The organism is Nioella sp. (assembly GCF_965215655.1).
Lineage (GTDB): Bacteria > Pseudomonadota > Alphaproteobacteria > Rhodobacterales > Rhodobacteraceae > Nioella.
Map to the genome: position 1 here is coordinate 4,077,522 of NZ_OZ244111.1, position 26,653 is coordinate 4,104,174.

Annotated in this window: 25 protein-coding genes; 11 read left to right on the forward strand and 14 right to left on the reverse strand. The window is 63.7% G+C overall.

Annotated elements, in window-relative coordinates:
• The 3 genes from ade to ACOOEX_RS20225 all read left to right on the forward strand — a co-directional run bounded on the left by ade (position 1) and on the right by ACOOEX_RS20225 (position 3,712).
• Entirely contained in the window at positions 1–1,809 is a 1,809-nt protein-coding gene (ade, locus tag ACOOEX_RS20215) for an adenine deaminase (RefSeq protein ID WP_420396507.1), read from the forward strand.
• Positions 1,806–3,290 carry an AMP nucleosidase gene (locus tag ACOOEX_RS20220; RefSeq protein WP_420396508.1) on the forward strand — a complete coding sequence of 495 codons (1,485 nt, stop codon included), beginning with the start codon at positions 1,806–1,808 and terminating at the stop codon, positions 3,288–3,290. The genes ade and ACOOEX_RS20220 overlap by 4 nt, the downstream gene beginning before the upstream one ends.
• Positions 3,291–3,421: 131 nt before the next feature.
• On the forward strand, positions 3,422–3,712 hold the full coding sequence (locus tag ACOOEX_RS20225; protein WP_071691181.1) for an HU family DNA-binding protein: 291 nt from the start codon (positions 3,422–3,424) through the stop codon (positions 3,710–3,712).
• A gap of 55 nt (positions 3,713–3,767) precedes the next feature.
• On the opposite strand, the gene ACOOEX_RS20230 is transcribed toward ACOOEX_RS20225, so the two are convergent.
• Positions 3,768–4,382 (reverse strand): glutathione S-transferase family protein, encoded by a 615-nt coding sequence (locus ACOOEX_RS20230; RefSeq protein WP_420396509.1) that lies wholly within the window; start codon positions 4,380–4,382, stop codon positions 3,768–3,770.
• A 79-nt stretch (positions 4,383–4,461) separates the two neighbouring features.
• Here ACOOEX_RS20230 and ACOOEX_RS20235 point away from each other — a divergent pair, with 79 nt between their 5' ends.
• The 4 genes from ACOOEX_RS20235 to ACOOEX_RS20250 all read left to right on the forward strand — a co-directional run bounded on the left by ACOOEX_RS20235 (position 4,462) and on the right by ACOOEX_RS20250 (position 7,281).
• On the forward strand, positions 4,462–5,148 hold the full coding sequence (locus tag ACOOEX_RS20235) for a helix-turn-helix transcriptional regulator (protein WP_420396510.1): 687 nt from the start codon (positions 4,462–4,464) through the stop codon (positions 5,146–5,148).
• A gap of 55 nt (positions 5,149–5,203) precedes the next feature.
• Positions 5,204–6,082 (forward strand): DMT family transporter, encoded by an 879-nt coding sequence (locus tag ACOOEX_RS20240; RefSeq protein ID WP_420396511.1) that lies wholly within the window; start codon positions 5,204–5,206, stop codon positions 6,080–6,082.
• A gap of 68 nt (positions 6,083–6,150) precedes the next feature.
• Complete coding sequence (locus tag ACOOEX_RS20245) at positions 6,151–6,870, forward strand: cytochrome c biogenesis CcdA family protein (RefSeq protein WP_420396512.1); 720 nt, start codon at positions 6,151–6,153, stop codon at positions 6,868–6,870.
• Positions 6,871–6,882: 12 nt separating this feature from the next.
• The gene (locus tag ACOOEX_RS20250) at positions 6,883–7,281 is read left to right on the forward strand and encodes a thioredoxin family protein (RefSeq protein ID WP_420396513.1); all 399 of its coding nucleotides are present in this window, start codon (positions 6,883–6,885) and stop codon (positions 7,279–7,281) included.
• 6 nt (positions 7,282–7,287) lie between these two features.
• On the opposite strand, the gene ACOOEX_RS20255 is transcribed toward ACOOEX_RS20250, so the two are convergent.
• From ACOOEX_RS20255 to ACOOEX_RS20300, 10 genes are all read right to left on the reverse strand, one after another.
• Entirely contained in the window at positions 7,288–7,995 is a 708-nt protein-coding gene (locus ACOOEX_RS20255) for a Flp family type IVb pilin (protein ID WP_420396514.1), read from the reverse strand.
• Positions 7,996–8,068: 73 nt separating this feature from the next.
• The gene (gene aroC, locus ACOOEX_RS20260; protein ID WP_420396515.1) at positions 8,069–9,169 is read right to left on the reverse strand and encodes a chorismate synthase; all 1,101 of its coding nucleotides are present in this window, start codon (positions 9,167–9,169) and stop codon (positions 8,069–8,071) included.
• Positions 9,170–9,236: 67 nt separating this feature from the next.
• Positions 9,237–10,454, reverse strand: coding sequence for an FAD-dependent oxidoreductase (locus tag ACOOEX_RS20265; protein ID WP_420396516.1), 1,218 nt, complete (start codon positions 10,452–10,454; stop codon positions 9,237–9,239).
• 312 nt (positions 10,455–10,766) lie between these two features.
• Positions 10,767–12,692 (reverse strand): 1-deoxy-D-xylulose-5-phosphate synthase, encoded by a 1,926-nt coding sequence (dxs, locus tag ACOOEX_RS20270; RefSeq protein ID WP_420396517.1) that lies wholly within the window; start codon positions 12,690–12,692, stop codon positions 10,767–10,769.
• An 18-nt stretch (positions 12,693–12,710) separates the two neighbouring features.
• Positions 12,711–13,568, reverse strand: coding sequence for a polyprenyl synthetase family protein (locus tag ACOOEX_RS20275; RefSeq protein WP_420398400.1), 858 nt, complete (start codon positions 13,566–13,568; stop codon positions 12,711–12,713).
• A gap of 12 nt (positions 13,569–13,580) precedes the next feature.
• Entirely contained in the window at positions 13,581–13,826 is a 246-nt protein-coding gene (locus tag ACOOEX_RS20280) for an exodeoxyribonuclease VII small subunit (RefSeq protein ID WP_071691170.1), read from the reverse strand.
• Positions 13,823–14,761, reverse strand: a complete 939-nt coding sequence (locus ACOOEX_RS20285; protein WP_420396518.1) for a histone deacetylase family protein — start codon at positions 14,759–14,761, stop codon at positions 13,823–13,825. Before ACOOEX_RS20285 ends, ACOOEX_RS20280 begins: the two co-directional genes overlap by 4 nt.
• 1 nt (position 14,762) lies before the next feature.
• A complete protein-coding gene (locus tag ACOOEX_RS20290) occupies positions 14,763–15,689 on the reverse strand; it encodes a histone deacetylase family protein (RefSeq protein ID WP_420396519.1) in 927 nt (308 codons plus the stop codon).
• A gap of 8 nt (positions 15,690–15,697) precedes the next feature.
• Positions 15,698–16,411: a response regulator gene (locus tag ACOOEX_RS20295; protein WP_420396520.1), complete on the reverse strand. Its 714-nt coding sequence runs from the start codon at positions 16,409–16,411 to the stop codon at positions 15,698–15,700.
• Positions 16,408–16,926, reverse strand: a complete 519-nt coding sequence (locus tag ACOOEX_RS20300; RefSeq protein ID WP_420396521.1) for a MarR family winged helix-turn-helix transcriptional regulator — start codon at positions 16,924–16,926, stop codon at positions 16,408–16,410. Before ACOOEX_RS20300 ends, ACOOEX_RS20295 begins: the two co-directional genes overlap by 4 nt.
• Before the next feature lie 175 nt (positions 16,927–17,101).
• Here ACOOEX_RS20300 and ACOOEX_RS20305 point away from each other — a divergent pair, with 175 nt between their 5' ends.
• Positions 17,102–17,971, forward strand: coding sequence for a branched-chain amino acid aminotransferase (locus ACOOEX_RS20305; RefSeq protein WP_420396522.1), 870 nt, complete (start codon positions 17,102–17,104; stop codon positions 17,969–17,971).
• Positions 17,972–18,372: 401 nt separating this feature from the next.
• Positions 18,373–20,169 carry an OmpA family protein gene (locus ACOOEX_RS20310; protein ID WP_420396523.1) on the forward strand — a complete coding sequence of 599 codons (1,797 nt, stop codon included), beginning with the start codon at positions 18,373–18,375 and terminating at the stop codon, positions 20,167–20,169.
• Positions 20,170–20,355: 186 nt separating this feature from the next.
• Here ACOOEX_RS20310 and rlmH read toward each other — a convergent pair whose 3' ends face one another.
• From rlmH to ACOOEX_RS20325, 3 genes are all read right to left on the reverse strand, one after another.
• Positions 20,356–20,826 carry a 23S rRNA (pseudouridine(1915)-N(3))-methyltransferase RlmH gene (gene rlmH, locus ACOOEX_RS20315; protein ID WP_420396524.1) on the reverse strand — a complete coding sequence of 157 codons (471 nt, stop codon included), beginning with the start codon at positions 20,824–20,826 and terminating at the stop codon, positions 20,356–20,358.
• A 6-nt stretch (positions 20,827–20,832) separates the two neighbouring features.
• Entirely contained in the window at positions 20,833–21,186 is a 354-nt protein-coding gene (gene rsfS / locus ACOOEX_RS20320) for a ribosome silencing factor (protein WP_420396525.1), read from the reverse strand.
• A 258-nt stretch (positions 21,187–21,444) separates the two neighbouring features.
• On the reverse strand, positions 21,445–22,638 hold the full coding sequence (locus tag ACOOEX_RS20325; protein WP_420396526.1) for a TsoY family (seleno)protein: 1,194 nt from the start codon (positions 22,636–22,638) through the stop codon (positions 21,445–21,447).
• 141 nt (positions 22,639–22,779) lie between these two features.
• Here ACOOEX_RS20325 and ACOOEX_RS20330 point away from each other — a divergent pair, with 141 nt between their 5' ends.
• Positions 22,780–23,073, forward strand: coding sequence for a hypothetical protein (locus tag ACOOEX_RS20330; protein ID WP_420396527.1), 294 nt, complete (start codon positions 22,780–22,782; stop codon positions 23,071–23,073).
• Between the two features lie 128 nt (positions 23,074–23,201).
• The gene (gene smc, locus ACOOEX_RS20335) at positions 23,202–26,651 is read left to right on the forward strand and encodes a chromosome segregation protein SMC (protein ID WP_420396528.1); all 3,450 of its coding nucleotides are present in this window, start codon (positions 23,202–23,204) and stop codon (positions 26,649–26,651) included.
• The last annotated feature ends 2 nt before the right edge of the window (positions 26,652–26,653 follow it).

Genomic DNA, 26,653 nt, shown 5'->3' on the forward strand with positions numbered 1-26,653 from the left:
ATGGAAAAACAATCTTCATTCAAATCATGGGCCGAATCTGCGGCCCGACTCGTGGCCATCGCGGCCGGGCGTGAACCGGCCGATCTGGTTCTGCGCAATCTCAAGCTCGTCAATGTTCAAAGCCGGGAAGTGCTGGATGGCTGGCAGGTGGCGGTGGCCGATGGCCGCTTTGCCTATGTCGGCCCGGATGCCAGCCATTGCATTGGCGACGGCACCGAAGTGGTCGATTGCGGCGGGCGCTACCTGATCCCCGGCCTTTGTGACGGCCACATGCATATCGAATCGGGCATGCTGACGCCTGCCGAATTCGCCCGCGCGGTCATCCCCCACGGCACCACCACCATGTTCACCGATCCGCACGAGATCGCCAATGTGATGGGGCTGGAAGGCGTGCGCCTGATGCATGACGAGGCGCTGATGCAGCCCGTCAATATCTACACGCAGATGCCTTCCTGCGCACCGTCCGCGCCGGGGCTGGAAACGACAGGCTATGAGATCGGGCCAGAGGATGTGGCCGAGGCGATGACATGGCCCGGCATCATCGGGCTGGGCGAAATGATGAACTTCCCCGGCGTCGTGAATGGCGATCCGCAGATGTTGGCGGAAATGGCTGCGACGATGAACGCCGGAAAAACCGTGGGCGGCCACTATGCCAGCCCCGACCGCGGCCCTGCCTTCCACGCCTATGCGGCGGGCGGGCCTGCGGACGACCACGAAGGCACCCGCGAAAGCGACGCGATTGACCGCGTTCGGCAAGGGATGCGGTCGATGCTGCGGCTTGGGTCCGCGTGGTATGACGTGGAAAGCCAGATCACGGCGGTCACGGAAAAGGGTCTCGATCCGCGCAATTTCGTGCTTTGCACGGATGATTGCCATTCCGGCACGCTGATCCATGACGGCCATATGAACCGCGTCTTGCGTCATGCCATCGACTGCGGCTGTGATCCTCTGGTGGCGATCCAGATGTGCACCGTGAACACCGCCACCCATTTCGGGTTGGAACGGGAACTTGGCTCCATCGCGCCGGGTCGCCGGGCTGACATGGTCCTGACGAGTGACCTCAGGACCCTGCCCATTGAAGTGGTATACGGGCGCGGCGTGAAACTGGCCGAGAACGGGGACATCCTTGTCGATTGCCCGCATCTCGACTGGCCCGCCAAGGCGCGCAACACCGTGCATCTGGGCAAGGCGCTGACCGCGCAGGATTTCGAGATCGAGGCCCCCGCAGGCGCCAATTCCGCCCATGTCAAAGTGATCGGCGTCGTCGAAAACCAGGCCCCGACCGAGGCGCTGACCGCTGAATTGCCGGTCGTTGACGGGCTGGTCGAGGGCGAAGGCGATGTCTGCCAGATCGCCCTTGTCGAACGGCATCGGGCCACAGGCGGCGTGGTCAATGCCTTCGTGTCCGGCTTTGGCTACAAAGGCCCGATGGCCATGGCCTCCACCGTGGCCCATGACAGCCACCACATCATCGTGGTGGGCACCGACCGGGACAACATGGCCAAGGCGGCCATGCGGCTCTCTGAGGTCGGCGGCGGTGTCACCGTGTTCAAGGACGGGGAAGAAATCGCCCTGGTCGAACTGCCCATTGCCGGGCTGATGAGCGACGATCTCGCCTCTCGCGTGGCCGACAAGGCGCAGGGAATCGTGGCTGCCATGGCCGAATGCGGATGTACGCTGAACAACGCCTATATGCAGCATTCTCTGCTGGCGCTCGTGGTGATCCCCAGCCTCAGGATCTCCGATCTCGGGTTGGTGGACGTGACCACGTTCGAGCTGACCTCACTTTTCGTGGAGGGCGACCAATGACCCCCGTTTCCCAACAACTGCCCCTCGAAACCCCGAAAGAGGCCGAGCCGCGCTATTTCTCCGATCCGGGCGAGGCGGTGGACTATCTGCAAAAGCTCTATGCGGATGCGACAAGCTTCCTTCAGGCCCGGTTTTCCGAAGTGGTCGAGTCCGGCATGCCCGACCGCCGCTACCGCGCCTTCTATCCCGAAATCAGGATCACAACGACCAGCTATGGCCATGTCGATAGCCGCCTGTCCTTCGGGCACGTGGCCGAACCCGGCACATATGCCACCACCGTCACGCGGCCCGACCTGTTCCAGCACTACCTGACCCAGCAGCTTAAACTGCTGATCGACAATCATGGCGTGCAGGTTTGTGTCTGCGCCTCGCAAACGCCGATCCCGGTGCATTTCGCGGTGCTGAACGACGCCGACATTCAGATCCCCCATGACGGGGCCATGTCCTTCCCGCTGCGCGATGTGTTCGACGTGCCCGATCTGGGCACCACCAATGACGACATCGTCAACGGCTACGGCTTCAAGAACGAGGATGGGTCGGGCGCTCTGGCGCCCTTCACCGCGCAGCGGGTGGACTATTCGCTGGCGCGTCTGTCGCATTACACCGCCACGGGGCCGGAGCATTTCCAGAACCACGTCCTGTTCACCAACTACCAGTTCTATGTCGAGGAATTCGTGGCCTATGGGCGGCAGATGCTGGCCGATCCCGACAGCGGCTACACCGCGCTTGTGGGGCCGGGCAATGACGTGGTGACCGAACCCGACCAGCAGCTGAACACGCCCGCGAAGCTGCCGCAGATGCCCACCTATCACCTAAAGCGTAAAGGCGGCGGTGGCATCACGCTGGTCAATATCGGTGTGGGGCCGTCGAACGCCAAAACCGCGACCGACCATATTGCCGTGCTGCGCCCGCATGTCTGGCTGATGGTGGGCCATTGCGCCGGGCTGCGGAATTCGCAAAGCCTTGGCGATTTCGTGCTCGCCCACGCTTATCTGCGTGAAGACAATGTTCTGGATGACGATCTGCCCGTCTGGGTGCCAGTCCCGGCACTGGCCGAAGTGCAGATCGCGCTGGAACAGGCGGTGGCGGATGTCGCTGAAGTGTCAGGGTTCGAGCTGAAGAAGATCATGCGGACCGGCACCGTCGCCACCATCGACAACCGCAACTGGGAACTGCGCGATCAGTCCGGCCCGGTGCACCGACTGTCCCAGTCCCGCGCCATCGCGCTGGACATGGAAAGCGCCACCATCGCGGCCAACGGCTTCCGCTTCCGGGTTCCCTATGGCACGCTTCTGTGTGTTTCGGACAAGCCCCTGCATGGCGAGTTGAAGCTGCCCGGCATGGCCAGCGCCTTCTATAAAACGCAGGTGTCACGGCATCTTCTGATCGGAATCCGGGCCATGGAAACGCTGCGGGAAATGCCCCTTGAACGGCTCCACAGCCGGAAATTGCGCAGTTTCGAGGAGACGGCCTTCCTGTGACGCTGGGGAATTTGCCCCAAAATGCTTGTTTTTTGAGGAAATGGCACACTAGTCATTGTGTGCCCCTACAATATTCGGGTAGCTTTCCCGCAACGAGCCCCATGGGTTCGGGCAGTTAAGGAGAACAGAACATGGCACAAAAGCCCATGACCAAGACCCAGCTTGTTGCAGCCCTTGCCGAAGAGATGGGCAGCGACAAGAAAGCTGCTTCCGCAGCGCTCGACGCAGTGACCGCCGTCGTGTCCAAAGAAGTCGCCGCTGGCGGCGCCGTGACCCTTCCCGGTATCGGCAAAGTGTATTGCCGCGAACGCCCCGAGCGTATGGTGCGCAACCCTGCAACGGGTGAGCAGATCAAGAAAGAAGCCGACAAGGTGGTCAAGGTGACCATCGCGAAGGCTCTGAAGGACAGCGTCAACGGCTAATCGCCGGACCCGTCTGACAGAATTGGGCCGCCTGTTCGGGCGGCCCTTTTTCGTTTCAGACGGTTGCTGCCATCAGGTCCGCATCATAGGCCAGTGCCGCCTGCATGGCCGGGCGATTGGCGCAACGCGCAACCCAACCCTGAATGTCCGGATTGTCGGGCATCAGGTGCGGCAGGGTGCTGAAAGTGGAGGCGATGATCAGGTCGGCAATCGTGAAGTCATCGCCCATCAGATAGCTGTTCCGCTCCAGCGCGTCGGCCAGCCGATCCGTGGCCTCGGGCAGACCCCGGAACGTGGTGTTCAGCACCGGGTGCGCGACCCCGCACAAGGTCAACACGATCACCGGTTCCAGAACGCCGCAATACCAGGACAGCCAGCTCAGAAGCGGGCCACGATCCGCTGCACCGACCTGCGGGGCCAATCCGGCCTCCGGTGCCAGTTCCGCAAGATAGAGCGCAATCGCCGTCGATTCCCGGATCACCGCACCGTCATGCACCAGCAGCGGCACCTTGCCCTCTGGGTGCGGGTTCTTCAGGTCACGCCCGCCGCTGCCATCCGCGCGGGAAACGGTCACCGGTTCAATCTGCACCCGATCCAGAAGGCCCAGTTCGTGGATCAGCGCAACGATCCGCGTCGAGCGGCTTAGGGGTGCGTGGTAGAGCGTCAACAAGGGGTGTTCCTTCGTCTGTTGAGTTACTGAGTAGCGCCTGTATGCTCCCGCAATCCTGTCAGTTTCCGTCAGGAGCGTCATGCCCCGCACCGACCGCCTTTTTCGCCTGCTGCACCTGTTGCGCAGCCTGCCCCCACCCATCACTGCCGCACGGCTGGCGGAAGAAACCGGCGTGTCCGAACGCACGCTTTACCGCGACATCGACAGCCTGCGCGCGGCAGGCGCGCTGATCGACGGCGAAGCGGGATACGGTTATCGCCTGACCGAAGACCCCGCGGTTCCGCCGCAGATGTTCGACCGGCACGAGGTCGAGGCGCTGGTTCTGGGCCTGTCTGAGGTCAGAGCAACCGGCGACACCGCCCTGGCAGACGCCGCCGACCGGGCGCTTGCCAAGATCACTGCGCGCTTGCCGGAACGGGTGGCGCAGCAGGCCGCCCATGCGGTCAGCATGGTCTATCGTTTCCGACCGTCCGCCCGCGCGTCGGAACTGCTGGAACCGCTGCGTCAGGCCTCGTGGGCCGAGCGTGCGGTCGACATCACCTATGTCGATCGGCTTGGGAAACGAACGCACCGCCGTATCTGGCCCCTTTCCATCATCTTCCTCGAACAGCGCCAGTTCGTCCTTGCATGGTGTTGCCTGCGTCAGGGCTTTCGCAAGTTCGACCCCGAACAGATCGAAAGCCTGACAGACTCAGACGACTCCTTCCGCCCGCACCGGGTGCGCCTGCTGCGCGACTATGTCGATCAGCTGCGGAATGGGGGCTGACCTTTCCCGCGTCGCGGGATAAGGCAGTTAACAGGGCAAGAAACGGAGATACGGCATGGATCTGCGCGCAATCGGCATGGGGCTGGCTTTCGCCCTGATCTGGTCTTCGGCCTTCTCCTCGGCGCGTATCATCGTGGCCGCCGCCCCGCCACTTACGGCGCTGGCGATTCGCTTTGCCATCTCCGGTGCAATCGGTGTCCTGATTGCCCGTGCACTAGGGCAAAACTGGCAGCTCAGCCGCGCCCAGTGGCGCTCGGTCATCATTTTCGGCATCTGCCAGAACGCGCTCTATCTTGGTCTCAATTTCGTGGCCATGCAGTGGATTGAGGCATCTTTGGCCGCCATTATCGCGTCTTCCATGCCGCTGATCGTGGCCGCCGCCAACTGGGCCATCTTCCGTGAAAAGCTGCCTGTCATGGGCGTTGTCGGCCTGATGGCGGGCTTTGGCGGCGTCGCGCTGATCATGGCGCAGCGGCTGACCGGTGGGGTCGATCCGCTTGGCGTCGCGCTGTGCATCGTCGGCGCCATTGCACTGGCCGTCGCCACGCTGACCGTGACCGGCGCATCCTCTGGCAAGAGCAGCGGGGCCAGCGTGCTGATGATCGTGGGTCTTCAGATGCTGGTGGGCGGCGCGGCGCTGGTGCCCTTTGCACTGGTGATGGAAAGCTGGGTGGTGGACTGGTCCTGGCAGTTGATCGTCGCCTTCATCTACACCTGTTTTGCCCCCGGCCTGCTGGCCACCTGGATCTGGTTTCTGCTGGTGCAGCGCATCGGGGCCACGCGTGGCGCGACCTTCCACTTCCTCAACCCGTTCTTCGGGGTGGCAATCGCAGCAGTGATTCTGGGCGAACGCCTGGGTTGGGCAGATATCCTTGGCGTCACGATCATCGCGGCTGGCATTCTGGCGGTGCAACTGGCTCGCGCCGCCCGCTGACGTCACTGTGATGCCCGCTCACGCAGGCGTCAGATGACATTACAGCGCCTTCGCGCCAGAACAGGCGCATGTTGGAACTTGTCTTTGCCTATGGCGCGGGTCTTCTGACCCTCATCAACCCCTGCGTGCTGCCGGTGCTGCCCATCGTGCTGGCGGGGTCCCTGCAGGCCAGCCGGTTCGGCCCGCTGGCGCTGGCGGGGGGGATGAGCTTGTCTTTCGTGGCGCTTGGCCTGACGGTCGCATTGGCGGGTCGGGCCGTGGGCATTGATGAACAAGCCATAGGGCAGGCGGGCGCGGTTCTGATGATCGCCTTTGGCCTCGTCCTGCTGATCCCGCGCTTTTCCGCCGCCTTCGCCACCGCAACGGCGGGCGTTTCATCGGGTGCGGACAGCCAGATGTCGTCGCTGAATGGCCGCGACGGCTGGCAGGGGCAGGCGATTGGCGGTGCGCTGCTTGGCGCGGTCTGGTCGCCTTGTGTCGGCCCTACCCTTGGTGGCGCAATCGCGCTGGCCAGTGCGGGTGAACACATCGGCCGCGCTGCGGCGATCATGGTGTTCTTTGCCCTTGGCGTGTCCACCATCATCCTCGCCCTCGGCTATGGCGCGCGGTCCTTCTTCCAGCGTCGCCGGGCGCTGATGCAGGCCATCGCCGAACGCTCGCGCCCGCTGCTTGGGGGCGTCTTCATCCTTGTCGGCACCGCGATCCTGCTGCGCTGGCACCACGCAATCGAAATCTGGCTGCTCGATGTCCTGCCCTATTGGCTTCAGGATCTTTCGGTAGCCCTGTAAGGGAGAAACCTGATGAACCGACGCGACCTATTGATCATGTCCGGGGCCGCGCTGTTGCTGGCCGGCCGGGCCAGCGCCAGCAATATCGACTATACGCCGGGTCTGGTGCAGCAGCGCCTGGCCGCCGGCGAAACGCTGTTCGTGGATTTCTTCGCGCCCTGGTGCGGGACCTGCCGCACGCAGGAACGCCATATCGAGGCCCTTCGCGAGGAAAACCCCGCCTATGATGCCGCGATGAGCTTCATTCGTGTGGATTGGGATACCTATGGACGAGGCGAACTGGCCCAAAGCCTCGAGATTCCCCGCCGATCCACGCTGGTCGTGCTGCGCGGCGACGCCGAACTGGGTCGCATCGTTGCGGGCACCAGCCGGTCCGCGATTCAGGAACTGATGGATCTGGGGCTAAGCTGATCCGTCTCAGACGTCAGAGGGGTCGTTGGTTGATGTCACTGCGACATTGTCCACGGCCCAGCTTTCGTCATGGACACTCTGGTTCAGGGTAGACCCGAAGCCGACACTCATCGACGGGCCGGGATCGGTCACTTCCACCCGGACGGTAAAGCTCTGGTCTGTCCAGCCGTCATTGTAACCGGTATGCGACCGTGAACCGGACGGTTCGATGAACACGCTGTAATTTCCGTCAGAGGTTGTCCAGCTTCCGGTTGTGCCGTCGCTTCTCCAGTCGAAATTGTGGGAACTGATCGGAGAGCCATCGACGAACATGATAAACTCTTCGCTGTCCCAGCTGTCGAGGGCGTGCAGATCAAACTCGATCACCGCATGGTCGTAACCCGACATCAGGTCATAGGTCCGGGTCACGATCTCGGCCCCGCCGCTGCCGCCATAGGGGCCCAGAAGCCCGCCATAGGCCGCGTCCGAGCCATCGGTCACGCCGCCGAACCAGAAACCGGCACCGTTCTCGAAGTCGTCGAAATAGCTCTGCCGGGCGAAGCTCGAATTCACGATCTGACCACGCAGCGTTGCGTCAATGTCCCCAGCCAGATTCTCGATGCCGGCCGACGTGGAATTCAGCACCGCAATGCCGACGCCCACGACGCCCGCGCTCAGCACCACGTAATCCGTGGTCACTGCGCCCGATTCCGATCTGAAAAACTCCTTCAGCATACGCTGAACTCTCCGCTGGCAGTCACGTGAAACCCACGCCTATCAACGGAGAATGGAGAAATTAGGGGCAAATTTAGCCGATCTGCCCCCGGTTTGCCCCAATCTGGCCACGATGCAGCAACACGTGATCCAGCAAGACGCAAGCCGCCATCGCCTCGGCCACCGGAACGGCGCGGATGCCGACACATGGGTCATGACGACCTTTTGTAATGATTTCAGTCTCTTCACCTGACTTGGTGATGGTCTTGCGCGTCGTCAGGATCGATGAGGTCGGCTTGACTGAAAACCGCACCACCACATCCTGCCCGGTAGAAATCCCGCCCAGGATTCCCCCCGCATGGTTGGAGCTGTAGACCGGCCCATCCGGTCCCATGCGAATCTCATCCGCGTTCTCGCTGCCGGTCAGGCAGGCCGCGTTCATACCCTCGCCGATTTCGACGCCCTTCACCGCATTGATCGACATCATCGCGGCAGCCAGATCGGTGTCGAGCTTGCCGTAGATCGGTGCGCCCAGCCCCGCCGGCATCCCCCGCACCGTCACCTCGATCACCGCGCCAACGCTATCACCGGTCTTGCGCAGACCGTCCAGATAGTCGGCCCAATCCGCCGCTGCCCCGGCATCCGGCGTCCAGAACGGATTGCGCTCGATCTCGTCCCAGTCGAACCGGTCCCGGTCAATCCCATGCGGCCCCATCTGCACCATGTAGCCGGTGATCGACAGCCCCGGAACCAGCTGCTTCAGCGCCTCGCGTGCCACGCCGCCCGCTGCCACCCGCGCCGCCGTTTCCCGCGCGCTGGACCGCCCGCCGCCGCGATAATCGCGGATGCCGTATTTCTGCCAATAGGTGATATCCGCATGTCCGGGCCGGAACTTCTCACTGATATCGCCATAATCCTTCGACCGCTGATCGGTGTTGCGGATCATCAACTGAATGGGCGTGCCGGTGCTGACGCCCTCGAAGACGCCTGACAGAATCTCCACCTGATCGGGTTCGCGCCGCTGCGTGGTGAACTTGTTCTGCCCGGGCTTGCGCTTGTCCAGCCAGTGCTGCAACGCCTCGGCCTCGACCGGCACCCCCGGCGGGCAGCCATCCACCGTCGCCCCCAGGGCAGGCCCGTGGCTTTCACCCCAGGTGGTGACTCGAAAAAGATGGCCAAAGCTGTTCATGGACATGGGGGCGCTCCGTTTTCCTGCCCCCGGTTAGCCTGCCAAGCCCCGGATTCCAAGGCTCATATAGCACTTACAGCCCATAGGCCCGCTCCAGAACCGCCAGCGCCGTGCCAATCAACGCGTCATCATCCTGCCCCGCCAGCTCCCGCGCCGCATCGGCCCCGTTGAACCCCAAAAGGATCGGTTCGCCCAGAACCGGCAACAGGTTGAGCCACTGGTTGAACTGTCCGCGCGGCAGCCCGGTATCGGCGGTCACGATCCATGTCGGATCGCCCTCCCAGAACGGTGTGTCGAATTGCAGGTAGAGCTTGTCCAGCACACCCATGCCAAGCGATGCAATGGCCTCCTGCTTGGTGTCTGGCAAGGCCGGGTCAAAGACAATCCGCCCTGCCTGCAAGACACCCAGGGGCACGGTGACAACAACCGCATCGTGCCGCGCCTCCGCGCCATCGGCAAACCCCAGCCGGATGCCCCCGCCCAGCGTCACCCGCTGCACCACATGGCCGGTCAGCAGCGCGTAGTCCCCGGCCAGCTCCGGCACCAGCCGGTCATATCCCTCGGCAATGACCGCCTCTGCGCCGCCATAATCGGTCGGGGCGCGAAACGCGGCAAGGTTGATCTGGTTCCGCCGTGCCCCGGCATTGTGCTGGATCGAGATGACCTCCTCCAGCCAGTCCGGCACCTCCTCCGCGTCCTGCATCGCCCCGCCGCTTAGCCGAAAGACGATCTCTTCACCGGTTTCGACCAATGTCGCGCCAGCATCCTCCGCCAGACCGACCAGCGGATTGTCCTCCATCCCGTGAATCCAGCTCGCCCCAAGATCCAGCGGCACCCCGAGGCTGCGGTCCGTCCATAGCCGCCCGCCAATCCGGTCGCGCGCCTCGTAGATCGTCACGTCATAGCCCAGATCGGCCAGCATCTGCGCCGCGCGCAGCCCGGCGACGCCCGCCCCGATCACGGCAATATCCTCGTGATCTTCCTCCTCAATGGCCTCGACCGCATGGCCCGCCGATTCATAGGCCGCGTGAACGGTGCTACCGTAATCCGGGTTTGCGGCCTCCCCGGCAAAAAAGATCCGTCCTGCCACCGGTTCCGCCAGCCTGCGATGCGCGGCGCGAAACAGCCCGCGCGGTGTGTAGGAATAAGACCCGAAGCAGAACGGATCGCGGCTCCAGTTCGTCCGCAGATAGCCGGTCAGCCGCGCTCCGTTGGCCAATCCCCGATCCACCGGCAGAAACGTCCCGACCAGTCCCGCCGCAACCGCTGTCAATACGTCGCGTCTTTGCACGCCACCCCCCCAAAATCGGCTCGCCGGAATTCTGCGTTACCCCCGCACATCGCGCAATACGGCCCCTTCATCTTGGCCAAAATACCTCCGCCGGAGGCATCCTGACCTTCCGGTCGGCACCCGATCAGACCGGCGCACCGTCCCATCCGATTTTCCGTGGCAACGCGGCCCGAGGAGGGCTCCGAAGGAGCTTGACGAGGGCCGCTCCCCGGTCGACGCGCCCCAACGCGGCGAAACCGCTTTCCGTATGCACGCCCGGTGTACGGGGGGTGTACAGGGGGTGTACGGGTGGCACCCCCCCTTTTCAGGCCCTCACGCCTGCCGGCTCAAGCGCGCCACGCCGAGCACGTCGAGCACCTTCGCCTCGATATGCTCGGCATTCATCGCTGCCGTGGCGTACATATCTTCAGGGCTCGCCTGGTCGATGAAAACATCGGGCAGAACCATCGACCGGAACTTCAGCCCACGGTCGAAAACGCCCTCTTCGGCCAGCAACTGCGCCACATGGCTGCCAAAGCCGCCAACCGCGCCTTCCTCGATGGTAATGAGCGCCTCGTGATCGGCGGCAAGCTTCAGAATAAGTTCTGAATCCAACGGCTTGGCAAATCGTGCATCGGCAATCGTCGGCGTGATCCCACGCGCGGCCAGCGCTTCGGCGGCTTCTTGAACCTCGCTCAGCCGGGTTCCGAAAGACAGGATCGCAACGCGGCTGCCGTCCTGGATCATCCGGCCCTTGCCGATCTCCAGCGGAACGCCGCGCTCCGGCATATCCACGCCCACGCCTTCGCCCCGCGGATAGCGGAAGGCGATCGGCCCGCTGTCATGCGCCACGGCGGTGGCCACCATATGCACCAGTTCCGCCTCATCGGCTGCCGCCATCACCACGAAACCGGGCAAATTCGACAGGTAGGCAACGTCGAAAGACCCCGCATGCGTCGCCCCGTCGGCACCCACTAACCCCGCGCGATCAATAGCAAATCTGACGGGCAGGCGCTGGATGGCCACATCGTGAACGACCTGGTCATAGCCCCGTTGCAGGAAGGTCGAATAGATCGTGCAGAAAGGTTTCATCCCCCCCGCCGCCATGCCGGCACAGAAGGTCACAGCATGCTGTTCGGCGATACCGACGTCAAACACCCGCTTCGGAAACCGCTCCCCGAACAGGTCCAGCCCCGTCCCGTCCGGCATCGCGGCGGTGACGGCAACGATCTTGTCGTCCAGCTCCGCCTCGCGGATCAGGCTTTGCGCAAACACCTTGGTGTAGGAGGGCGCATTGGACGGCGCTTTGCGCTGTTCGCCCGTCACCATGTCAAAGGGCGCGCGGGCGTGCCCACGGTCGGCATGCCCCTCAGCATGGCGAAAGCCCTTGCCCTTCTTGGTGATTGCATGGATCAGGATCGGCCCGTCAGCCCGCGCCTTCACGGTGCGCAGAACGGACACCAGTTGTTCCATGTCATGACCGTCGATGGGACCGACATAGGAAAAGCCCAGTTCCTCGAAGAGCGTCCCGCCAACAGTTGCCGCTTTCAGCAGCTCTTTCGCGCGCCGCGCCCCTTCCTGGAAGGGTTCGGGCAGCAGCGACACCGCGCCCTTGGCCGCCGATTTCAGCTCCTGGAACGGGGCCCCGGCATAGAGCCGCGACAGGTAGGAGGACAGCGCCCCGGTTGGCGGCGCGATGCTCATCTCGTTGTCATTCAGAATCACGATCAGACGCTTGCCCAGATGACCGGCATTGTTCAGCGCCTCGAAGGCCATGCCCCCGGTCAGCGCGCCATCACCGATCACCGCAATCGCATCACCAAGCCCGGTTTCGATCACGCCCCCCAGATCGCGCGCCACGGCAAAGCCGAGTGCTGCGGAGATCGAGGTCGACGAATGCGCCGCGCCGAACGGATCATAGGGCGACTCGCTGCGCTTGGTGAAGCCCGACAGGCCCCCCTTCTTGCGCAGGGTCGGCATGGCCTCGCGCCGCCCGGTCAGGATCTTGTGGGGGTAGCACTGGTGGCTGACGTCCCAGATCACCTTGTCGCGCGGGGTGTCGAAGACCGCATGCAGCGCCACGGTCAGTTCCACCACGCCAAGCCCCGCACCCAGATGCCCGCCTGTCTTACTGACCGCGGCAATGGTTTCGGTGCGCAGGTCGTCGGCCACGCGGCGCAGATCAGACACCGGCAGCCCACGCAGATCGGCCGGGGAATGGATCCGGTCCAGATGGGGCGTGTCGGGGCGGTCGCTCATGTGGCTCTCCGAATTCGGTTACTGGTCACGGGCGATAACGAAGCGGGCCAGTTCCCGCAAGGTTTCCGCGTCGGAGCCATAGGGGGCCAACGCCGCCTCGGCCTCATCAATCAACCCCTGCGCGCGGGCTTTCGCGCCCTCCAGCCCAAGTAGCGAAACAAAGGTAGCCTTGCCCGCCTCGGCATCCTTGCGCAGCGCCTTGCCCGCTTTCTCGGCATCGCCCTCTACATCCAAGATGTCGTCGGCGATCTGAAAGGCAAGGCCCACGGCCCGCGCATAGCGCCGCAGGGGGGCGGGGTCGGCCCGGCCAAGGATCGCGCCCGCGACCACGGGCCATTCCAGCAGGGCGCCGGTCTTGTTGGCCTGCAATTCGGTGATCTGGTCGAGGGTGAGGGGGGTGAGAGCGGTTTCGGCGGCGATGTCCTGCGCCTGACCCAGAACCATGCCCTGCGGGCCAGAGGCGCGGGCAAGGGTCAACACCAGCTCTGCCCGCTGATCGGCGTCACCCGTAACAGGATCGGCCAGCAGCTCGAACGCGAAGCTTTGCAGCGCGTCGCCCACCAGCACCGCCGTCGCCTCGTCCCATTTCCTGTGCACCGTGGGCATGCCGCGGCGCAAATCGTCGTCGTCCATGCAGGGCAGATCGTCATGAACAAGGCTGTAGGCATGGATGCATTCCACGGCGCAAGCCGCCTGCATCGCCGCCCCCGCATCGCCGCCCGTCAGCCGCGCCGCTTCCAGCACGAGGAACCCACGCAACCGCTTGCCGCCCGCCGTTGCGTAGCGCATGCCTTCAGCCACCCGATCAGACCCCAGCACCGCCATACGATCCGACAGGGCGCGGGCAATCGCGTCCTGCGCGTCTTTCAACTGCATCTTGAACAAGGATTACAGCCCCTCGACCGGCTTCGCCCCCGTGGGCTGCCCGTTGGCGTCCAGCGTGATCTGCGCGACCTTTTCCTCGGCTTCCTTCAGCTTCGCCTCGCATCGTGCCTTCAGCTGCGCGCCGCGTTCGTAAAGCTTGATGGAATCCTCCAGCGCCACGTCACCCCGGTCGAGCTGGCCGACCACCGTTTCCAGTTCCCGGATCGCTTCCTCGAAGCTCATTTCCTCGATTTTTTTCTGGTCGCTCATCCGCTTCTCTCCGTCAAAACGCGCACATGGGTGGCAGCCGAGGCTGCAAGGGCGTCCAGATCATAGCCGCCTTCGAGAGTCGAGACCATGCGGCCGCCGCAATGCCTGTCAGCGATATCGCAAAGCCGGTGCGTGAGCCACTCGTAATCCTCTTCGACCCAGGCGAGATCGGACAAGGGGTCGGCAGCATGGCAGTCGAACCCCGCCGAGATCAGCAACAGGTCTGGCCGGAACGCCTCCAGCCTCGGGAACACCCGCGCCTCATAGGCATCGCGCATGGCCTTGCCGCCCGTTCCCGGGGCGAGCGGCACGTTTACCACGCTGTCATGGGCGCCGGCTTCACTGATGTCACCGGTATCGGGCCAGAGCGGCATTTGCTGCGAGGTGATCACCAAGGCGCGGGGTTCATTCCACAGCAGGGCCTGTGTGCCGTTGCCGTGATGCACGTCAAAATCCACGATGGCGACGCGCGACAGCCCGTGGCGATCCAACGCGTACTTCGCGCCCAAAGCCACATTGCCGAAGAAGCAAAACCCCATGGGCAGTTCCTGCTCGGCGTGGTGGCCCGGCGGACGCACGGCGGCAAACGCGTTGGTCAACTCGCCGGACAGCACGAGGTCGACGGCCTTCTGAACGCCGCCCACGGCGCGGTAAAGCGCGGGCAGGGATGTGGGCGACAGGAAGGTTTCCTCGTCCGTGTCGGGGTCCAGCATGGTGAACCCCTGGGCCGGAACACTTGCGAGGATGTGGTCGAGATAGGCGGGCGTATGCAGCGTCAGAAGCGTGTCGCCACTGGCCAGCGGGGCCTCGTATCGGAAGAGCCTCAATCCCTCCAGCGCCTGCAACACGCGGGCCAGCCGGGCGGGCTGTTCATGGACATGGGCGGGCGTCACATGCGCGAGGCAATCGGGGTGGGTGACAAGCCCGGTCGCCACTCTATGCCTCCATCAGCTCGGTCACATGGGCAGCGACGGAGTCTGCAAGGGCATCAAGGTTGTAGCCGCCTTCCATCGACGACACGAGCCGCCCGCCGCAGGTGTCGTCTGCCACCTTGCACAGTTCCCGCGTGATCCAGGCAAAATCCTCGGTCGTCCAGTTGAGGTTGGCCAGAGGATCGTCGGCATGGGCGTCGAACCCGGCAGACAGGATGATCAATTCCGGCTGGTAGTCGCGCAACCGCTGGAACAGCCGCGAGCCGTAGATGGAGCGCATGGTTTCCCCGTCGGAGCCCGGCGACAGTGGCACGTTCAAGATATTGCCATGCGCGCCGCGCTCATGGGCGGCGCCAGTGCCGGGATAAAGTGGCATCTGGTGGGACGAGATAAACAGCGTGCGCGGTTCGTCCCACAGAAGATCCTGCGTGCCGTTGCCGTGGTGCACGTCGAAATCGACGATGGCGACGCGGGACAGCCCGTGCCGGTCCAGCGCATGTTTCGCGGCGATGGCGACATTGCCGAACATGCAAAACCCCATGGCGCGAGTCTTTTCGGCGTGATGGCCGGGAGGCCGCGTGGCGACAAAAGCGTTCTTCGCCTCGCCCGCAAGCACCGCATCGACGGCGGCAAGGCAGCCGCCGACGCCGCGCAATGCGGCTTCCCACGTGCCGGGCGACATGGATGTATCGGGGTCGAGCGCGATCAACCCTTCCTGCGGCGCGGCCTCGCGGATCGCGGTGACATGGCTTTCGGGATGGGCGAGCAGCAGGTCGGCCTCTTCCGCCATGGGGGCCTCTCGCCGGTCGAGCGCGGCAAATTCAGGCGCGGAGAGCGCGCGGTTCACGTGTTCCAGCCGGGCGATCTGTTCCGGGTGGCCAAGCGGCATCTGGTGGCGCAGGCCCGCGTCATTCGTAAATAGCAGGGTCATGGACATCCTCAGTCGGGGGCCAGCATGTAGCCCGCGCCGCGTACCGTTTGCAGGTAGCGCGGCTGTTTCGGGTCGGCCTCAATCTTGCGGCGCAGCCGGGTGATCTGCACATCAACGGCGCGTTCCTGGCTGGTGCTGCTGCCCACGCCCTTGTCGCGGCCCAGATCCTCGACCAACTGAGTGCGGCTGACGGGTTCGTTCGGACAGGCAGAGAAGATCCGCATCAGCGCCGATTCCGTTGCGGTCAGGCGGATGGGGGTTTGTCCCTGCCACATCTCACCCCGTTCAAGGTCGTACCGGATCGGCCCCAGATGCAGCATCTTGGGGGCCGATTGCGTTTCGGACACGCTTGGAACGCGCCGCAGGATGGCGTTGATCCGCAGCAGCAATTCGCGCGGCTCGAACGGTTTCGGCAGGTAGTCATCGGCCCCGGCTTCCAGCCCGGTGATCCGGTCGCTGGCCTCGCCCCTTGCCGTCAGCAGCATGATCGGGGTTGTCAGCTTTTCGCGCAGCGCCTTGGTCAGGCTGATCCCGTCTTCACCGGGCATCATCACATCCAGGACGATCAGGTCGAATTCCAACCCCTCCAGCAGTCGGCGCGCGTGGGCCGCATCGCGGGCGGCACTGACAATGAAGCCGTTGCGAATCAGGAACTTCTGAAGAAGACCGCGAATGCGCTCATCATCGTCGACGATCAGAAGATGGGCTGCCGGATCTGTCATGCGCCTCCCTCGGTGTTGGAAAGGTAATGATGGCGAAGTTCAGGGTCCATCATCTGTTCCAGCACCGTGCGGAAGCCCGCCACTGCGTCGGGTCCGGCAGCACGATAGGCAGCCCGCATCCGGGTGCGTTGTGCCTCGGACAATTCACGTTCCAGTGCAATGCCCTGCTCGGTCAGGTACAGGTGACGTTCGCGTTTATCTCGGGTGCCGACGCGGCTTTCGACAAGGCCGTCCTCGACCAGTGTGCGCAACACCCGGTTCAGAGATTGCTTGGTGACGCCCAGAATGGCCAGCAGATTGTTTACCGTGGTGCCGGGGCTGCGGTTGATGAAGTGGATCGCCCGGTGATGAGCGCGCCCATATGCGTGGTTTTCGAGAATGCGGTCCGGGTCGGCGGTAAATCCGCGATAAGCGAAGAACATCGCCTCGATCCCGCGCCGAAGCTGTTCGTCGGTCAGAAAAAGCAGGCTTTCCCCGCTGCTTGCAGAAGACTGTGCCGCACCGCGTTCGGCCATGAAATGCGTTCCCCCCGGGGTCCTGTCGCCTTTTGCCCGACTTTATGTCAGCCTTGTTGACTTTCCAAGAATCAATTGTTACCGAATGTCCGGTTTTGCGTAATTTTATGTCCGGTTCGGACGTATTTTGCGCAACAAACCGAAAATGCCAAGACCCCTGCCGAAGGTGAACACAATGGGCGCTGCTTACGACGATCGCGACGGAACCATCTGGATGGATGGCAAACTCATCCCCTGGCGGGATGCGAATGTACATATTCTGACCCATGCGATGCACTACGCCTCTTCCGTGTTCGAGGGTGAGCGCGCCTATAATGGCAAGATCTTCAAAAGCCGCCTGCATTCGGAGCGTCTGCATTTCTCCGCCGGGCAGCTCGATTTCCAGATTCCTTGGACCGTGGACGAAATCGAGGCCGCCAAGCAGGAGGTCCTTACAGCGAATGGCCTGACTGACGCCTATGTGCGCGCTGTTGCGTGGCGTGGCGCGGGTGAGGATATGGGCGTCGCCTCTGCCAAGAACCCCGTCCGGCTGGCCATCGCCGCCTGGGAATGGGGTGCCTACTATGGTGACGCAAAGATGAAGGGCGCCAAGCTGGACATTTCCAAGTGGAAACGTCCCAGCCCCGAAACGATCCCAAGCCACGCCAAGGCCGCCGGTCTCTACATGATCTGCACGCTGTCGAAACACGCGGCAGAGGCCAAGGGCTGTTCCGACGCTATGATGTTCGACTATCGCGGCTATGTGGCCGAGGCGACCGGGGCCAATATCTTCTTCGTCAAGGATGGCGAAGTGCACACGCCGCTGCCCGACTGCTTCCTCAATGGCCTGACCCGCCAGACCGTGGTGGGCATGTTGAAAGACCGTCAGATCAAGGTGCATGAACGCCACATCATGCCGGAGGAACTGGAAAGCTTCCAGCAATGCTGGCTGACCGGGACCGCGGCAGAGGTCACGCCCGTGGGCCAGATCGGCGACTACAACTTTGAAGTCGGCGCCATCGCCCGCGAGATCGCGGAAGGCTATGAGAAGCTGGTGCGGGAGTAGGTGATCCGAGTATTTTGGACAAACCGCGCCCCTTCTTCCGGCGCGGTTTTTTCGTATCCAATGCGTGCAGCCTCGGTTTGAATCAAGTCGCTCAGCACCGAGGAAATCGCGAAGGGCGCAAGGGGGTCGTTGACGGCATCGTTTCGCTCACTCTTCATGACAAGAGACCGTCCCCGCCCACGTCTGAAATCGCCATGTCCTGCGTGCCCTGGTTCCGGACGGGACGTCAATTGACTCCTTGTCGGACGAAGGTCTGAAGGACTGGCCGTCTCATTCCGGTTTTGGCCACTTAGGCAACAGATTACATCTTCGAACCTGAAGAATGCTTGATCCGGAAGCCTTTACCGGCAAGTCTTGACCAAGCGGCGAGCCGCACAATGAGAATGATTGGAGGAATTACCTTGAAATTCTTAGCCACGGCCCTGTTCGGCCTATTTGCGATGTCGGCGGTAGCCATGGCCTGTCCGACATTCAACCAGACCGGGGCGAGCCATACGCTAACCGGTCAGCAGCTTTACAGCCCGCAGAGTTACTCTGTCGTTGCCGGCGGACAGAACCCGCTGCAGAACTGCGGCTTCAGCAATTTCGGCTATGTGACGACCGCGCCGGATTTCTCATTCTACCTGTCAGGGATGGACCAGTACTATCTGGTGGCTGATGTGGTCAGCCAGTGCGACGCGGTGCTGCTGGTCAACACCGCCAATGCGAGCTGGCTGTTCGACGATGATTCCAACGGCAACCTCGACCCGCGGATCGAGATCCGGGGGGCTGCCAATCTCAATGGTCGGGTGGATGTCTGGGTCGGCACCTATGACGGGTCCTATTGCAACGCGACGCTGAATATGGAGACCTGGCTTGCTCAGGCCCCCGCACCCCAGCCGCAACCGCAGCCCCAGCCACAGGCGAATTGCCCGAGCTATGCCTATACGGGGCAGGAGGTCTCGCTGACCGGCCAGCAACTCTACACGCCGCAGCGATATAATGTGAATGCGGGCGGCCCGACTCCCCTGGCCACCTGTCCGTCCGGGGGTCTGGGCTATGCCTACGCGGTGCCGCACTATTCCTTCTACCTCTCCGGCATGGAAGGCTATCAGCGGTTGGAAATCGAGGTTGAGGGCCAGTGCGATACGACGCTTCTGGTCAACACCCCCTCGACCCAGTGGTATTTCGACGATGACAGCCGCGGGAACCTGCAGCCGCTTCTGAACCTCGCTTCCTCTGACGCTCTCAATGGCCGGCTGGACGTCTGGGTTGGCACCTATGACGGCGCGACCTGCCTTGGCGTGCTGGAACTGGAAACCTGGGAGCCGGTCAATGTGGCGCCGCCCGCACCGCCCTCCATGGCCCTGCCCGATGGGTATTTCCGACTGACCACGATGTTCCGGGAAGGCTTCTCGGAATGTCTTGAAGGAAATCAGGCCGCGAGCGGACCGGCCTTCATGGACCGGTGTCAGAACGTCACCGGCCAGCTCTGGCGTGCCATGCCCGTTGATGGCGGCTATTACCGCTTGACCACCGCCTTCCGCGAGGGGGCCAATGAATGCCTTGAGGGCAACCAGATCAATGGGGCAGCCATGAACGGCGCCGCCTTCATGGACAGCTGTCAGGATGTGAGCGGCCAGCTTTGGCGGGCCGTTCCGGCGGGCGACGGCTATTTCCGCCTGACCACGATGTTCCGTGAAAACGCGGGCGAGTGCCTTGAGGGCAACCAGGCCAACGGCGCGACCCTGAACGGGGCGGCCTTCATGGATATGTGTCAGGATGTGAGCGGCCAGTACTGGCGGGCCATCCCCGCGGAACTGGTGCAGCAGGTCGATATCGACGCGACGGCCGAGGTGATCCAGGGGCAGCTGGAAACCGCTGGCATGACCAACCTGCCGATCAACTTCGAGTTTGACTCGGCAACGCTCACGCCGCAGGCCCGCGCCCTCGTGGCACGTCTCGCACAGGCGATCTTCGACGCCGGGCTCTCTGGACGGGCCTTCGAGGTGCAGGGCCATACCGATGCGTCGGGGGCCGCGAGCTACAATCTGGACCTGTCGAACCGGCGGGCGCAGGCGGTGATCGAGGAACTGGTCAATGTCCACGGCATCAACCGCGCCTTGCTAACGCCCGTGGGCTACGGTGAAACCCGCCTGATCAACCCCTCATCGCCCAATGCGGCGGAGAACCGGCGCGTGGAAATCCTCCTGCGCTAAGACCGGGAGTCGGGTGACAAAAGCCGGGGCGTATGAGTCATGCGCCCCGGTTTCTATGCGATCAGACCACATTGCACGCGTTATCGCCCGCGCCGTGCTCTGGGCAATGCGCCTTGGATGGGCGTGGTGTTTCGGCCAGAATTTTTTGTGGGTGCGGCTGGTATCACGCGCTGCCGAGCGAGCGGCTTACACACGATGATAAGGGCTTCCCGCCAGGATCGACGCGGCGCGGTAGAGTTGTTCGGTGAGCATCACGCGGGCGAGCATGTGGGGCCAGACCATGGCCCCGAAGCTCAGCACCATGTCGGCCTGACCCACCAGCGAGGGGTCGATGCCGTCGGCACCGCCGATCAGGAACGCTATGTCCTGTGCGCCCTGGTCGCGGCGTTTGGCAAGAGCGCCCGCGAAATCGGGCGACGACATCACCCGCCCGCGTTCATCCAATGCGCAGACCGTCGCGCCCGTTGGGATCGCCTTGCGCAGCAGATCAGCCTCTGCCGGTTTGCCGCCGCCTTTCTTGTCTTCGACCTCCACCACACGCGTAGGGCCAAGGCCAAGCGCGCGGCCCGTGCGGTCGAAGCGTGTCAGGTAGTCAGAGACAAGATCAGCTTCTGGCCCGGCCCGAAGCCGGCCCACAACGCATAAGGTCACCCGCATGAAAGATCAGACGCTGCCGGCGGGCAGCCACATCTTTTCAAGCTGGTAGAACTCCCGCACTTCGGGGCGGAAGACATGGACGATCACATCGCCCGTGTCGATCAACACCCAATCGCCGGTGTCCTTGCCCTCGATCCGGGCGGTAAGCCCGAAGGTTTCCTTCAGCCGCGCGACCAGCTTTTCGGAGATCGCCGCCACCTGACGCGAGGAGCGACCGGAGGCGATGACCATGTGATCTGCCATCTGGGTCTTTCCGCGCAGGTCGATCTGGACGATCTCTTCTGCTTTGTCGTCGTCAAGGGATGCAAGAACCTCGGCAAGCAGGGTGTCGCTTGTCAGGTCTTTGGTCGGGCGCGTCATCTGCGCCACTGGTGCAGCCCCGGTGGTGGCTGCTTGAACAGGTCCAGTCAGGACGTGGTCCTCCTTCACAATACGCCGAAGATCCCCGGCGCCGGGATATGGCCAAGATAGCATTCGAGCGGGGCTGTCTCAACCAGCGGACTGATTCGCAAGCGGATTCAAACCGATTATTGTGGCCAATCGGTCGAAACAGGGTGTGGAAAACGAAAAACCCCGGCCGCTGGAGGCCGGGGTTTCGGGAGGCACCTGACGAAGGGATCAGGCGGGAACAGCGCCTTTCGGGGCCGGTGCGAAGTGCTTGCGGGCCAGCATCCAGACCAGGACGATCATGCCCAGTTGCAGCGCCACGGCGATGCCCGAGATGGCCCAGTAGGCAACCGAGTACTTGGCGACGATGCCAGCGGCGACCAGACCCTTGTTCAGCCAGAAGTGGGTCATCACCGAGAGCGCAACACCGGGGCAGACCAGCGCATAGGACCCGGCGGAGGTTTCGGACCCGGTCACGAAGCGGGCGACGTAGCCCACGCGGGACAGAACGGCGAGACCGAAGAGAGCGAAGATCACCTCGACAGACAGCAGTCGGGTCAGCAGCATCAGCGTGTCGGCGGCAGTGCCATGGGCCTCGAACGTGGTGTGCAGTCCGTGGTTCTGACGCAGCAGGGCGATGCCGATCACGGTCATCAGCGGGATAACCACCATCAGGGTCGGGGCCGCTTCGACATTGACGCCATGTTCCAGCATCGACCGCATGCTCATGACCAGCACGATCAGCGCAAGGATTATGGCGGTGGTGATGAAGAAGGTGGACAGCACCAGGCTGACACCCACGGTCAGGGTGGCTCCGGACATTGCTGCCGGGGCGGCGAGGCCCACGCCGATCATCGCCAGGGCAAAGGCGGGCAGCATCTGGGCGAAGCTGTTATTGGCGGAACAGTCGAAGCCACCGGAATGCAGGCGTTCCTTGATGAAGTGACCCAGTTCCCTGAAGGCGATCCAGCCGATGGCAAGGAAGGCTGCCAGCGCGGCGGGGAACAGGTATTCGACAATGTTCCACAGGCCGGGCACGAAGGTCAGGCCCAGGATGAACATGGCGTTCACGGACATCGCCAGCGCAAGAGGCATCGCCAGAACCTGGCTGCCCGCGTTGGATCGCGCGAAGGTTTCATAGGCGTCCGAGCGGCGGAACTCTGCAAAGCGGCGCAGGTTGAAGGCCAGAAGCTTGAGGTTGAGGAAGCCGAAAATGGCGATTCCGGCCCAGGCAACCAGGATCATCGCCTGTTGCATCAGGGTGCCGCCGGTCAGCAACGGCCATGCATCTTCAAAGATCGGAACCGGACGGCCGGTATGCGGAACCCAGAACATCAGCCACATGAAGAACGTAACGGTGAGGCCGCCCGCGCCAAGCGAGGCGAGGAAATAAAGCGGCGAATAGCGGTTTTCGGCGACGGTCATCTCTGGCACTCCTTTAATTGACATTGGTAACTAAATACGCGGCCAGGGGGCGAGTCGCAACAATAAAGTTGACTTTGTTAACTACAAAGGTGTCGCACCCCGTTTACCGGCTGTTAACCACCCCGGCCCAAGACTGGGCGCATGAAGATGACACCCTTTCCCCTGCTGATGCTGCTCGCTGCCTGCGACAGTCCCGCCCCGGCGATGATGGGGGCCGAAGCGACGCGGATCACAATCGACGCCGTGGAGTTTTCCATACGCCTTAGGGGCGACCGGGCCGAGGCGATCCGCACCAACATGATGCCCAACCCCTCTATCGGCTCCGTCTATCCAAGGGCGGTGCAAGCCATGGAAGCGGTGAGCGGTTGCCGCGTGATCGAGGACAGCCTGCGGGGGGACGTGGCCGTGATGCGCGCCGATCTGGACTGTGGCTAGGCGGCAAAAAGCATATATCTTGTGGATAATGCGCCGAAAACCGCCATATCGTGGGGCTGAACGTTGACTCATGCGCGTTGACTGCCGGACACTTGCCCAGACGGGAATCAACAAGAACAGGCAGGCACGTGCGGTTTTCGCGGCTCAGGCTCAACGGTTTCAAAAGCTTTGTCGATCCAACCGATCTGATCATCGCGGATGGGCTGACCGGTGTTGTGGGCCCCAACGGCTGCGGCAAATCCAACCTGTTGGAGGCGCTTCGGTGGGTGATGGGTGAAAACCGCCCCACGGCGATGCGCGGCTCAGGGATGGAGGATGTGATCTTCGCAGGTGCCTCGACCCGTCCCGCCCGGAACTTTGCCGAGGTCGCGCTGACGATCGATAACACCGAACGGCTGGCGCCCGCCAGTTTCAACGATACTGACAACCTGGAAATCATCCGCCGGATCACCCGCGATGCCGGGTCTGCCTTCAAGACCAATGGCAAGGATGTGCGCGCGCGTGATGTGCAGATGCTGTTTGCCGATGCCTCCACCGGGGCGCATTCACCGGCGCTGGTGCGGCAGGGGCAGATTTCCGAACTGATCAACGCCAAACCCAAGGCGCGGCGGCGCATTCTGGAGGAAGCTGCCGGGATTTCGGGGCTTTACCAGCGGCGGCACGAGGCCGAGCTGAAGCTGAAAGGCGCGGAAACCAACCTGGCGCGGGTCGACGACGTGCTCGATCAGTTGAACGGCCAGTTGGGGGCACTAGCCCGGCAGGCCAAACAGGCCGCGCGCTATCGGGAAATCGGGGGCGAGTTGCGCCAAGCCGAAGGGCTGTTGCTCTATCGCCGCTGGAAAGAAGCCGATGATGCGCGGTCCGAAGCCGAAGCCGCCTTGCGCGACGCGATCACCGCCGCCGCCCGCGCCGAAACCGCCGCGCGTGAGGCCGCCAAGGCCCGCGAAACGGCGGAAGAGGCTGTGCCACCCCTGCGCGAGGAAGAGGCGATTGCCGCCGCTCTGTTGCAACGGGTGACCGTCGAACGCAACGCCCTGAACGAGGAAGAGGCCCGTGCGCGGCGTGCGATAGAAACCCTGACCAACCGTATCGCGCAACTCGCCAAGGATCTGGCGCGCGAGGGCAGCCTGAACGCCGATGCGGGCAGCACCATCGAGGCGCTGGAACAAGAGGCGGAGACGCTGCGCAATGCTGGCGAAGGCCACGAAGATGCGCTCACCGCTGCATTGGAAGCGGTCGACGCGGCGACCACGGCGCTTGCCGAACAGGAAACCGTCCATGCCAGCCTGACTGAGGAAGCGGCCCGCCTCGCCGCCCGTCACCAGTCTGCGCAACGGCTGGTCGATGACAGCGCCCGCGCCGCCGACCGCCACGGGACCGAGGCCGAGAATGCCCACGCCGAAGCCGATCAGGCCGAGGCGCGGCTGGCCACACTGGCGCAGGAACACGAGGAGGCCGAGGCCGCACTTGCCCGCGCCACCGATCTGTCCGCCCGCGCTGAAGAAACGCTGACCGAGGCCGAATCTGCCCGGTCCGACGCGCAAACGCACGAGGCCGAGGCGCGGTCCGTTCTGGCGGAAGCCGAGGGCGAGTGGAACACGCTAGATGCCGAAGTGCGGGCGATGTCGAAACTGCTGGAGCGTGAACGCGGCGGACGCAATCAGTTGCTCGACCGGGTGCGCGTGGCGCCGGGATACGAGGCCGCCGTGGGCGCGGCGCTGGCCGATGACCTGAAGGCCCCCGAAGCGGATGAGGGCACCGGCTGGACCACCCTGCCGCAATATGATGCGCCGCAGCCATTGCCAGCCGGCGTCGTGTCGCTCGCTGAATATGTGGACGCTCCGCCGGTTCTGGCCCGACGCCTGCGCCAAGTGGGTGTGTTGCAGAACGGCGAAGGCACGCGCCTTCAACCTCAGCTGCTGCCCGGTCAACGGCTTGTCACTCGGTCTGGTGATTTGTTCCGGTGGGACGGCTTTGCACTGGCTGCCGCTGACAGCTCCTCCTCCGCCGCGCGCAGGCTGGAGCAAGTCAACAAGCTGAACGACATGTCGGCGGAACTGGAACGCGCCGCTGTCGCCGTGGATCGGGCCCGGACCAGCCACAGGGCCAATGCCGACCGGCTGGCCGCGCTGACCGAGGCCGACAAGCAGGCCCGCGCCGCCCGCCGCGCCGCCGATCAGCAGATGGCCGATGCCAGCCGCGCCTTTTCCCGGACCGAAGCCGACCGCAATATCCTAGAAGGCCGTCTCGAAACCCTGCGCCAGGCCGCCGCCCGTCATGGGGAAGAGGCCGAGGCCGCCCGCCAGGCCCTTGCCGACGCCACCCGCGCCCGGTCCGAACTGGATGATCTCGACACCGCCCGCGCCCGCGTCGAAGAGGCCCGCGCCGAGGTGGAAACCGCCCGCTCCGTCCTGCTCTCTGCCCGCTCCGCCCATGGCGAGTTGAAACGCGCGGGCGAGGCGCGCGACAGTCGCCTGACGCGGATCTCGGAAGAGGTCTCGACCTGGCAGAAGCGCCTCGACAACGCCGCGACCCGCATCAAGGAGCTGGAGAACCGCAAAGGCTTCGCCGAGGTGGAACTGGAGGCGGCACGGAAGGCCCCCGACCAGATCATTGCCCGCAAGGACCAGTTGGCCGACACGATCGACACGGCCGAGACCCGCCGCAAATCCGCCGCCGACGGGCTGGCGCTTGGCGAAACCCGGCTGAGAGAGGCGGTGCAGGCCGAACGCGAAGCCGAACGTGCCGCATCCGATGCCCGCGAAAGCCGTGCCCGAGCCGAGGCCCGCCGCGACAGTGCCGCCGAAGTGCTGGAGGCCGCCGCCGACCGCATCCAGGAAGAGATGGAGGTGGGCCCGGCGAAACTGCTGGAGCAGCTTGGCGCTGACCCCGAGCGGATGCCCTCCGTCGACAGCATCGAGGCCGACGTGATGCGCCTGCGCCGTCAGCGCGACGCGCTTGGCGCGGTCAACCTGCGGGCCGAGGAAGACGCTCGCGAGGTGACCGAGGAACGCGACACGCTGGCCGCCGAGAAAGTGGATCTGGAGGAAGCCATCCGCAAGCTGCGCGGCGGTATTTCCAGTTTGAACCGCGAAGGCCGCGAACGCCTGTTGGCCGCGTTCGAAGAGGTGAACAGCAATTTTGCCATGCTCTTCACCCATCTCTTCGGCGGCGGCGAGGCCAAGCTGGTGCTCGTAGAAAGCGACGACCCGCTGGAGGCAGGGTTGGAGATCCTCTGCCAGCCGCCGGGCAAGAAGCTGTCGACGCTCTCGCTTTTGTCGGGCGGCGAACAGACCCTGACAGCGCTGGCGCTGATCTTCGCCGTCTTCCTTGCCAACCCCGCGCCCATCTGCGTGCTGGACGAGGTCGATGCGCCGCTTGATGATGCCAATGTCACCCGCTTCTGCGATCTGTTGGATGAGATGACCCGCCAGACCGACACCCGCTTCCTGATCATCACCCACCACGCGGTGACGATGAGCCGGATGGACCGCCTCTTTGGGGTGACAATGGCCGAACAGGGCGTCAGCCAGTTGGTCTCGGTGGACCTCAAGAAAGCTGAGCAAATGGTCGCCTGATG

Coding starts and splice junctions, on each gene's coding strand:
- ade (WP_420396507.1), top strand. CDS start 1: ATGGAAAAACAATCTTCATTCAAATCATGGGCCGAATCTGCGGCCCGA.
- ACOOEX_RS20220 (WP_420396508.1), top strand. CDS start 1,806: ATGACCCCCGTTTCCCAACAACTGCCCCTCGAAACCCCGAAAGAGGCC.
- ACOOEX_RS20225 (WP_071691181.1), top strand. CDS start 3,422: ATGGCACAAAAGCCCATGACCAAGACCCAGCTTGTTGCAGCCCTTGCC.
- ACOOEX_RS20235 (WP_420396510.1), top strand. CDS start 4,462: ATGCCCCGCACCGACCGCCTTTTTCGCCTGCTGCACCTGTTGCGCAGC.
- ACOOEX_RS20240 (WP_420396511.1), top strand. CDS start 5,204: ATGGATCTGCGCGCAATCGGCATGGGGCTGGCTTTCGCCCTGATCTGG.
- ACOOEX_RS20245 (WP_420396512.1), top strand. CDS start 6,151: ATGTTGGAACTTGTCTTTGCCTATGGCGCGGGTCTTCTGACCCTCATC.
- ACOOEX_RS20250 (WP_420396513.1), top strand. CDS start 6,883: ATGAACCGACGCGACCTATTGATCATGTCCGGGGCCGCGCTGTTGCTG.
- ACOOEX_RS20255 (WP_420396514.1), bottom strand. CDS start 7,995: ATGCTGAAGGAGTTTTTCAGATCGGAATCGGGCGCAGTGACCACGGAT.
- aroC (WP_420396515.1), bottom strand. CDS start 9,169: ATGTCCATGAACAGCTTTGGCCATCTTTTTCGAGTCACCACCTGGGGT.
- dxs (WP_420396517.1), bottom strand. CDS start 12,692: ATGAGCGACCGCCCCGACACGCCCCATCTGGACCGGATCCATTCCCCG.
- ACOOEX_RS20275 (WP_420398400.1), bottom strand. CDS start 13,568: ATGCAGTTGAAAGACGCGCAGGACGCGATTGCCCGCGCCCTGTCGGAT.
- ACOOEX_RS20280 (WP_071691170.1), bottom strand. CDS start 13,826: ATGAGCGACCAGAAAAAAATCGAGGAAATGAGCTTCGAGGAAGCGATC.
- ACOOEX_RS20290 (WP_420396519.1), bottom strand. CDS start 15,689: ATGACCCTGCTATTTACGAATGACGCGGGCCTGCGCCACCAGATGCCG.
- ACOOEX_RS20295 (WP_420396520.1), bottom strand. CDS start 16,411: ATGACAGATCCGGCAGCCCATCTTCTGATCGTCGACGATGATGAGCGC.
- ACOOEX_RS20300 (WP_420396521.1), bottom strand. CDS start 16,926: ATGGCCGAACGCGGTGCGGCACAGTCTTCTGCAAGCAGCGGGGAAAGC.
- ACOOEX_RS20305 (WP_420396522.1), top strand. CDS start 17,102: ATGGGCGCTGCTTACGACGATCGCGACGGAACCATCTGGATGGATGGC.
- rlmH (WP_420396524.1), bottom strand. CDS start 20,826: ATGCGGGTGACCTTATGCGTTGTGGGCCGGCTTCGGGCCGGGCCAGAA.
- rsfS (WP_420396525.1), bottom strand. CDS start 21,186: ATGACGCGCCCGACCAAAGACCTGACAAGCGACACCCTGCTTGCCGAG.
- ACOOEX_RS20325 (WP_420396526.1), bottom strand. CDS start 22,638: ATGACCGTCGCCGAAAACCGCTATTCGCCGCTTTATTTCCTCGCCTCG.
- ACOOEX_RS20330 (WP_420396527.1), top strand. CDS start 22,780: ATGAAGATGACACCCTTTCCCCTGCTGATGCTGCTCGCTGCCTGCGAC.